The following is a 7,766-nucleotide window of genomic DNA, read 5'->3' as shown; positions in this document are numbered from 1 at the left end:
TCGCCCAGCGGCGCTCTTGCGCGGCTGGGCGAGCCTCGAAGGATGAATCGGCCACAGCTTGGGCCGTGCATCCTTCGAGGCTCGCTCCGCTCGCACCTCAGCGATGACGGTGCTGACTTCGTTGGGTCGTGCATGAGCGTCATCCGGGCATTTGCAAACCCCGCATGACGCCAGTTCCGTTACATGACGATCAACAGATAATTAACTTGCCTCATACTTGCTCGTCCCATAATATGATGATCGTCATTTATAGAGAGCAGGACTCATGAGCCTGGACGATCACCCCACGGTCAGAGCCGTGCGTGCGCGCAACAGCCAGCCCGTCCGCGATGCGCCGGTCTCGTCCGAACTCATCAAGGAGATCGCGCGGAACTGCGGAGCCGACGACGTCGGCATCATCGAATTCGAGCGTGCCGCCATCGCGCCGCAGCGGGACTTCATCCGGAAGGTCTATGGCCGGACCCGATCCCTGCTCGCGATCGCCTGCCACATGAACCGCGAGCCGGTGCGCTCGCCGTCGCGCTCGGTCGCCAACGAGGAATTCCACGGCACCTACGACCACGTCAACGAAACCGCGCGCGCCATCGTTCGCGCGCTCGACGAGCACGGCATCCCGGCGTGCAATTCAGTCGCCGCTTTCCCGATGGAGATGGACCTGCCCAGGATCATGATGGTCCAGCACAAGCCGATCGCGGTGGAAGCAGGCCTCGGCCGGATGGGAATCCATCGCAGCGTCATTCACCCGAAATTCGGCAGCTTCGTGCTGCTCGGCACCGTCCTGCTCGGCTGCGAGGTCGACGCCCACGACCAGCCGATCGACTACAATCCCTGCCTGGAATGCAAATTGTGCGTCGCCGCCTGCCCGGTGGGCGCCATCAAGCCGGACGGCGGCTTCGATTTCCTGTCCTGCCACACCCATAATTATCACGACTTTCTCGGCAACTTCACGCAGTGGGTCGAGAAGGTCGCGGATTCGAAGGATGCAAAGGATTATCGCGCCCGCGTTCCCCGCACCGAGACGCTGAACATCTGGCAATCGCTGTCGTTCAAACCGGGCTACAAGGCGGCCTATTGCATCTCGGCCTGCCCGGCCGGCGAAGACGTGATCGGGCCTTTTCTGGAAGACCGCGACGGCCATTTCGCCGACGTGGTGAAGCCGCTGATCGACAAGGATGAGTTCGTCTACGTAATCCCGGATACCGACGCCGAGGACACGGTGACGCGGCGCTTCCCGCACAAGAAGGTCCAGCAGGTCACGTCCGGCCGCCATACCGGCAGCGTCCAGTCCTACATCTTCTCGCTGTCGCTCGGATTCCAGCGCGGCAGGGCGCGCGGCCTCGACCTCGTGACGCATCTGCGCTTCACCGGTGCAAGCGCGCTGGATATGACGGTGACGATCAAGGGCAAGGACCTCCAGGTGGTGCCCGGGCGACACGTCGGAGAGGCAACCCTGAACATCACCGCCGATACTGAGGCATGGCTGCGCATCCAGAACCGCGACCTCGAGCTTGCCGACGCGATTGCCGCGGAACTGGTGAGGGTGAGCGATGAGAAACTGTTCGCAGCCTATATGCGGTGCTTCCCGCTCTGAGCCGGATGCTTCCCTGCGTAGGGCGGGTCAGGCGCAGCCGTAACCCGCCCTACATTTCACGCTGCCGATCTCACACCAACAGACCACCGCCATCCACCGCAAGAGTCTGCCCCGTGACGTAACTGTTCAACATCAGGTAGACGTAGGCAGTGGCCGCCTCATCCGGCGATGCCGCCCGCGGCAACGGCAAGCCTGCCACATAGCCGCGCACCCTCTCCTCCGGCATCTGCCTGACGCGCTCGGTGAGAATGAGTCCCGGGCACACGGCATTGACGCGGACGGGCGCAAGATCGACGGCAAGGCCGCGGGCCAGGCTCTCCATGGCTCCCGCGGCCGCGGTCACGAACGGCATGCTCTTTTGCGGGCGGTGCGCCAGCATGCCGCCGGTCAGCGTGATCGATCCGTTCGAAGCGATCGCGCGGCTGCCGTGCTTGACCGCCGCGAGCGAGCCCCAGAAGCGGAGCGCGAGAGCCTCGCGCGCAACAGCGAGATCGAGATCACGCGTCGCACCGAACGCCGGGAGACCCTGATCGCCCACCGTGATCACGAGATGATCGAAGCTGCCCACCTGATCGAAGAAGCGCGACACGCCGGCTTCGTCGCGCAGATCGATAGTCATACCTGAAGATCCCGGCAGCCGCGCGACCGCCGCATCGACGTTCGCGGGGTTGCTGGAGGCAATCACCACCTCCGCACCCCGTTCCCGCGCGAGCGCGGCGACGGCAAAGCCGATCCCCGACGATCCTCCGATTGCGATCACACGCCTGCCATCGAGCGACATTGCGTTTGTCATGGTCTCGTCTCCGTCATCACTGCGCGAAATAGGCGGGGTGATCGATGTCGGCGATCAGCCCGGGCTGTTGCGGCTGCCAGTCGAGCCGCGACCGTGTTCGCGCACTCGAGGCCGGCACGTCGGCGCCGGCAAACCTGCCCAGGAAGCCGAAATGCGCGACCGCTTCCTCCGGCGACTTCGAGACCAGGGGAATGTTCAGGCGGCGCGCGATCACCTCGGCGATCGCCCTGAACGGCACGCCCTCGTCGGCGATGGCATGGAAGGGGCCGCCGTCGACGCCGCGTTCGAGCGCGAGACGATAGAGCCGCGCCGCATCGAGGCGATGCACGCCCGGCCAGCGATTGAGCCCTTCGCCGACATAGGCGGAGACGCCCTTCTCCCGCGCGATGGCGATGAGGCGCGGTACGAAGCCGTGATCGCCATGGCCATGCACCGACGGCGCAAGCCGGACGACGCCGGCGCGCACGCCGCGCGCCGCCACTGCCGAGGTGGCCGCTTCGGTCATGCGCGGCAATGCGGGCGAAGGCGGATGCGGCGCGTCCTCCTCGGTGGCGACGCGGCCCTGCGCCATCGTTGCAACACCCGACGTGGTAATCAGCTGCCGGTTCGATCCTTCGAGCACGGCACCGAGCGTCTCGATGGCGCGCCGGTCATCCTCGGAGTTCTGCGCGAACTTCGAAAAGTCGTGGTTGAAGGCGCAATGGATCACCGCGTCCGCCTGCGCGGCGCCGCTGCGCAGGCTGTCGAGATCTTCCAGTGTCCCGTAATGTACCTCCACGCCGGCAGCGGCGAGCGCTTCGGCGCCCTTGTCGGAACGGGTCATCCCGAGCACCTGATGGCCGGCGGCAATCAGATCGTCGGTAACGGCAGAGCCGACCCAGCCGGTGGCTCCAGTGACAAACACACGCATCAGCAAGTCTCCAGGTTTTGCTGGAGACAAATCTGGGTCGCTGCGCTATCGTGGTAAAGTAGTGACCTTATCATGGTATAATGGCTAACAGGATGAGCGAACCGCTCGCGCATGAGAACCTGCTCGGCGCTTACCTGAAGGACCGCCGCAGCAAGCTCGATCCCGCCACGTTCGGCTTTCCGCCGGAGCGTCGCCGCACGCCGGGCTTGCGCCGCGAGGAAGTGGCTCAGCGCGCCAACATCTCAGCGACCTGGTACACCTGGCTCGAACAGGGTCGCGGCGGCGCGCCGTCGGCCGATGTGCTCGACCGCATCGCGCGCGCGTTGATGCTGACCGATGTCGAGCGCGAGCATCTGTTCCTGCTCGGCCTCGGCCGCACGCCCGAGGTGCGCTACCAGAGAAGCGAAGGCGTGACGCCGCGGCTGCAACGCGTGCTCGACGTGCTGGAGCCGCACCCCGCGATCATCAGGACCGCGATATGGGACGTCGTCGCCTGGAACCGGGCGGCGACCGTGATGCTGACGGACTACGGATCGCTGCCGCCGCGCGAGCGCAACGTGCTGCGTTTCATGTTCCTCGATCCGCGCGTCCGCGCCGCGCAACACGACTGGGCAAGCGTGGCGCGCTTCGTGGTCGGCGCCTTCAGGGTCGATGCGGCACGCGCAGGAGCTGCAGCCGAGGTGCAACCGTTCGTCGACGAGCTCTGCCGGCTGAGCCCGGAATTTGCGGCGCTGTGGCGTGACAACGACGTGCGCACCCATGGCGAGGGCATCAAGCAGCTCCGGCACCCGATCCTTGGCCCGGTGAAATTCGAATATTCGGCGTTCGCAGTCGACGGCCGGCCCGACCTCAGCATGATCGTCTACAATCCTGTAGACCCCGAGGTGACGGAGAAGATCCGCAGGCTGATGGGGGCAACGCCGGCAGCGGGCTAATCCCGCGCCGCCGCCGTCGGCCGCCAGACCAGGAGCCGCTTCTCCACCGCGGTCACACCCATGTCGATCAGGATGACAAAGGCCGACAGCACGAACATGCCGGCGAACACGCCGGCGACGTCGAACACGCCTTCGGCCTGCTGGATCAGATAGCCAAGGCCGGCAGCCGAGCCGAGATATTCGCCGACCACCGCGCCGACCACGGCAAAGCCGACCGAGGTGTGGAGCGAGGAGAACATCCAGGACAGCGCCGAGGGCCAGTAGACATGGCGCATCAGTTGCCGCTCGTTCATGCCGAGCATGCGGCCATTGTCGAGCACGGTGGTCGGCACTTCCTTGACGCCCTGATAGACGTTGAAGAACACGATGAAGAACACCAGGGTCACGCCGAGCGCGACCTTGGACCAGACGCCGAGCCCGAACCACAGCGCGAAGATCGGCGCCAGCACCACGCGCGGCAGTGCGTTGACCATCTTCACATAGGGATCGAACACCGCGGCGACGCGCGGCTGCCGCGCGAACCAGAAGCCGACCAGAATGCCGCCGGCCGAGCCGATCACGAAGGCGAGGATCGATTCCCACAACGTGATCGCAAGATGCTTCCAGATCACCCCGGTCCAGAACCATTTGACAATCTGGCTGAAGACGTCGACCGGATTGGAGAAGAAGAACGGCGGCAGCAGCACCTTGCCGAACACCGGCACGGTGGAAAGGACTTGCCACAACACCAGCGTGACGACGGCGACCAAAACCTGCAAAGCCAGCAACGTGACGCGCGACATCAGGCGGCTCCCGCCTGCGTCGACTGGACATACCCCTTCATCACCTCATCCTTCAGCACGCCCCAGATCTCTCGGTGCAGCGCATGGAAATCCTTCTCCATCCTGATCTCGGCGATGTCGCGCGGCCGCGGCAGCGTGATGCGCCAGTCGCCGATGATGCGCGCGGAAGGACCGGCGGACATGATCACGACGCGGTCGGCCAGTGCGATCGCTTCCTCGAGATCGTGGGTGACGAACAGCACCGCCTTGCGGTCGGCGGTCCACAATTCCAGCAGCAGATTGCCCATGATCTGCCGCGTCTGGGCGTCGAGCGGGCCGAACGGCTCGTCCATCAAGAGGATCTTCGGGTCGCGGATCAGGACCTGTGCAAGGGCGACGCGCTTGCGCTGGCCGCCCGACAGCATGTGCGGATAGCGGCCCGCGAACGCGCCGAGCCCGACCGAGGTCAGCCACCTCCCGGCGCGCGCCAGCGCCTCGGTGCGCGGCGTCCCTCTGATCTCGAGCCCGATTGCCACATTGTCGATCGCGGTCTTCCACGGGAACAGCGCATCGGCCTGGAACAGGTAACCGGCGTCGCGGTTGAGGCCGCTCAGCGGCCGGTCGAAGATCCGCGCCGTCCCAGCGGCGGGCTTCAACAACCCGGCGGTGACGTTGAGCAGCGTCGACTTTCCGCATCCGGTCGGGCCGACAATGGCGACGAACTCGCCATGATCAACTGAAAGATTGGCCTGCTCGACCGCGATGTAGACGCGTCCATCCGCCAACCGAAACGCCACCGTCGCACCGTCAAGCGCGACCGCCGTCGGCTCCGTCATCGCCACCCATCCCTCCCGAACTTTCGGAAATGGCTTAGCGGTTCGGGCCGGCAAGTTCAACGCAGGAAGATGGCGTAGGTACGCAAGGCCGCGGTCACGCGGTTTTCAGGCAAATCGGGTTGCGCACAGCAACGACATCGTCGAGGCTGCGGGCCGACGCGGTGGACAAGGAGACAATCATGCGGATCGCAGTGGTGGGCGCTGGAGGCGTCGGGGGCGGCTTTGGTGCGGCGCTCGCACATGCCGGAGCCGACGTTACCTTTATCGCGCGCGGCGCCCATCTGGCGGCCATGCGCAGCGAGGGGCTGAAGGTTCAGGGCGGCCGCGGCGAAACCCATCTGGTCCCGACCCAGGCGACCGACGATCCCGCAAACGTCGGCCCGGTCGATATCGTGCTGTTCTGCGTCAAGCTGTGGGACGTCGAAAGCGCCGGGGCGCACATCAAGCCGATGGTCGGGCCCGACACCGCCGTGATTCCGCTGCAGAACGGCATCGACGCGCCGGACCGGCTGATCCCGATCCTGGGCCGCAACGCCGTGATGGGCGGCGTGGCGCAGATTTCTGCCTCGATCGTCAAGCCCGGCGTAATCAACCAGGTCGGCACCTTCATGCGCATGATCTTCGGCGAGTTCGACGGCCGCATCACGCCGCGCGGCAGGGCGCTGCTCGAGCTCTGCCTCAAGGCCGGCTTCGATGCGACGCTGAGCGAGCAGATCAACACCGAGCTGTGGATGAAGTTCGTCGGCCTCGCCACCAATGCCGGCATGACCGCGGTCACGCGCCAGCCGATCGGCAGACTGCGCGACGATCCCGACCTGCGTCCGTTCTTCGTGTCGGCCTGCGAGGAGATCATCGCCATCGCCCACGCCAGCGGCATCAAGCTGCCGCCGGACCCACTCGCGAAAGTGCTCGATTTCATCGGGCACGCGCCGCCGGCAATGAAGGCCTCGATGGCGCTCGATCTCGAGCGCGGCAACCGGCTCGAACTGCCCTGGCTGAGCGGCAAGGTGGTCGAGCTCGGCCGCAAGCTCGGCATCCCGACGCCGACGCACGATTTCCTCTATGCGGTGCTGAAGCCCTATGCGATGGGCGCACCGGCGTAGGCGGGCTGCGCGCGTTGGAGCAACCGCGCTCAGGCATGTTGCGACGGGGCGAGCGTGGCGACCTGATCGGGATGCACCGTGATCGTCGTGCCGTTGTGTCCATCGCTCGCGGCGACGAAGGTGGATGCCATGTAGTTTCCGAGCAAGGCGATACTGGCGGCGTGGACGCCGTCCGAGATCGTCAGCGATCCGCCCGACGTGTTGCCGGCGAAGGCGACGGTTTGCCCAGCCGCAAAATTGATGTTGGCGAAATCGATCGCGTCGGCTCCCGTCATGCCGGCGACGGTGCCGGAGAAACCAGCGGGATCATCGAGCTTCAGCGTGCCGGAGCCTGACGCAAAGGAGATTTGAGCTGAGCTTGCTGACGCAAGCTCCAGGGTCTGTCCGGCTGGAATGATCGAGGGATCGCTGACCGTGAAGGCACTGGACCAGGCGCCCCACACGGTCCCGTCATTGGCCTTTATCCAGAGCGTGTCTGTGCCCGAGCCGACATGATACGCAAGCTGCGAGAGCTGCGAGGCCGCGACGATGTTGCCCTGATTTGCTCCGAGCGTCGTGCCGTTCAGCGTGAAGTAGCCGTTCCCGCTTCCGGTGTTCCAGACATCATACGACGTCGCGGAACTGCCGAACGGATCCGCATAGGTGAAGAGTGAGGACACAGCGAACGTCTGGCCTTGAACGGACAGCGTGCTTGAATTGGTCGGACTCACGACCGGGCCGGTGTCGATCGGTGCGTTCACGGTGAAAGCGCTTGACCATGATCCCCAGACGGTGCCGTCGTTCGCGCGGACCCACAATGTGTCGACGCCCGACCCGGATTGATAGCTCAGTGAGCCC

The 7,766-nt window shown here is 65.4% G+C and carries 8 protein-coding genes; 3 read left to right on the top strand and 5 right to left on the bottom strand.

All coding sequences use genetic code 11. The features are described 5' to 3' along the window. The first annotated feature begins 265 nt into the window (after positions 1-265). A complete protein-coding gene (locus H8A92_RS38680; protein ID WP_229200530.1) occupies positions 266-1,591 on the top strand; it encodes a 4Fe-4S binding protein in 1,326 nt (441 codons plus the stop codon). Between the two features lie 70 nt (positions 1,592-1,661). On the opposite strand, the gene H8A92_RS38675 is transcribed toward H8A92_RS38680, so the two are convergent. Both H8A92_RS38675 and H8A92_RS38670 read right to left on the bottom strand, forming a co-directional pair. Continuing rightward, entirely contained in the window at positions 1,662-2,372 is a 711-nt protein-coding gene (locus H8A92_RS38675) for an SDR family oxidoreductase (protein ID WP_229200529.1), read from the bottom strand. Positions 2,373-2,400: 28 nt separating this feature from the next. After that, positions 2,401-3,294, bottom strand: coding sequence for an SDR family oxidoreductase (locus tag H8A92_RS38670; RefSeq protein WP_229200528.1), 894 nt, complete (start codon positions 3,292-3,294; stop codon positions 2,401-2,403). A gap of 92 nt (positions 3,295-3,386) precedes the next feature. Here H8A92_RS38670 and H8A92_RS38665 point away from each other — a divergent pair, with 92 nt between their 5' ends. After that, entirely contained in the window at positions 3,387-4,229 is an 843-nt protein-coding gene (locus H8A92_RS38665; protein ID WP_229200527.1) for a helix-turn-helix transcriptional regulator, read from the top strand. Here the strand turns inward: H8A92_RS38665 and H8A92_RS38660 are convergent. Together H8A92_RS38660 and H8A92_RS38655 are read right to left on the bottom strand one after the other, a co-directional pair. Continuing rightward, positions 4,226-5,011: an ABC transporter permease gene (locus H8A92_RS38660; protein ID WP_229200526.1), complete on the bottom strand. Its 786-nt coding sequence runs from the start codon at positions 5,009-5,011 to the stop codon at positions 4,226-4,228. The genes H8A92_RS38665 and H8A92_RS38660 overlap by 4 nt on opposite strands. Next, positions 5,011-5,826 carry an ABC transporter ATP-binding protein gene (locus H8A92_RS38655; protein ID WP_229200525.1) on the bottom strand — a complete coding sequence of 272 codons (816 nt, stop codon included), beginning with the start codon at positions 5,824-5,826 and terminating at the stop codon, positions 5,011-5,013. The genes H8A92_RS38660 and H8A92_RS38655 overlap by 1 nt, the downstream gene beginning before the upstream one ends. A gap of 179 nt (positions 5,827-6,005) precedes the next feature. On the opposite strand from H8A92_RS38655, the gene H8A92_RS38650 reads away from it, so the two are divergent. Beyond that, positions 6,006-6,929: a ketopantoate reductase family protein gene (locus tag H8A92_RS38650; protein ID WP_229200524.1), complete on the top strand. Its 924-nt coding sequence runs from the start codon at positions 6,006-6,008 to the stop codon at positions 6,927-6,929. Positions 6,930-6,958: 29 nt separating this feature from the next. Here the strand turns inward: H8A92_RS38650 and H8A92_RS38645 are convergent. After that, positions 6,959-7,766 (bottom strand): hypothetical protein (locus H8A92_RS38645; protein WP_229200523.1); only part of this gene is annotated, 808 nt, incomplete at its 5' end.

This window comes from Bradyrhizobium acaciae (assembly GCF_020889785.1).
In the GTDB taxonomy this organism is placed as follows: domain Bacteria; phylum Pseudomonadota; class Alphaproteobacteria; order Rhizobiales; family Xanthobacteraceae; genus Bradyrhizobium; species Bradyrhizobium acaciae.
The sequence above is the reverse complement of the archived record's forward strand: the minus strand, read 5'-3'. Positions and strand labels throughout refer to the sequence as shown.

Bases quoted from the DNA above. Each gene is read 5' to 3' on its own strand.
- H8A92_RS38670 (WP_229200528.1), bottom strand. From the start codon at position 3,294: ATGCGTGTGTTTGTCACTGGAGCCACCGGCTGGGTCGGCTCTGCCGTT.
- H8A92_RS38655 (WP_229200525.1), bottom strand. From the start codon at position 5,826: ATGACGGAGCCGACGGCGGTCGCGCTTGACGGTGCGACGGTGGCGTTT.
- H8A92_RS38650 (WP_229200524.1), top strand. From the start codon at position 6,006: ATGCGGATCGCAGTGGTGGGCGCTGGAGGCGTCGGGGGCGGCTTTGGT.
- H8A92_RS38675 (WP_229200529.1), bottom strand. From the start codon at position 2,372: ATGTCGCTCGATGGCAGGCGTGTGATCGCAATCGGAGGATCGTCGGGG.
- H8A92_RS38680 (WP_229200530.1), top strand. From the start codon at position 266: ATGAGCCTGGACGATCACCCCACGGTCAGAGCCGTGCGTGCGCGCAAC.
- H8A92_RS38665 (WP_229200527.1), top strand. From the start codon at position 3,387: ATGAGCGAACCGCTCGCGCATGAGAACCTGCTCGGCGCTTACCTGAAG.
- H8A92_RS38660 (WP_229200526.1), bottom strand. From the start codon at position 5,011: ATGTCGCGCGTCACGTTGCTGGCTTTGCAGGTTTTGGTCGCCGTCGTC.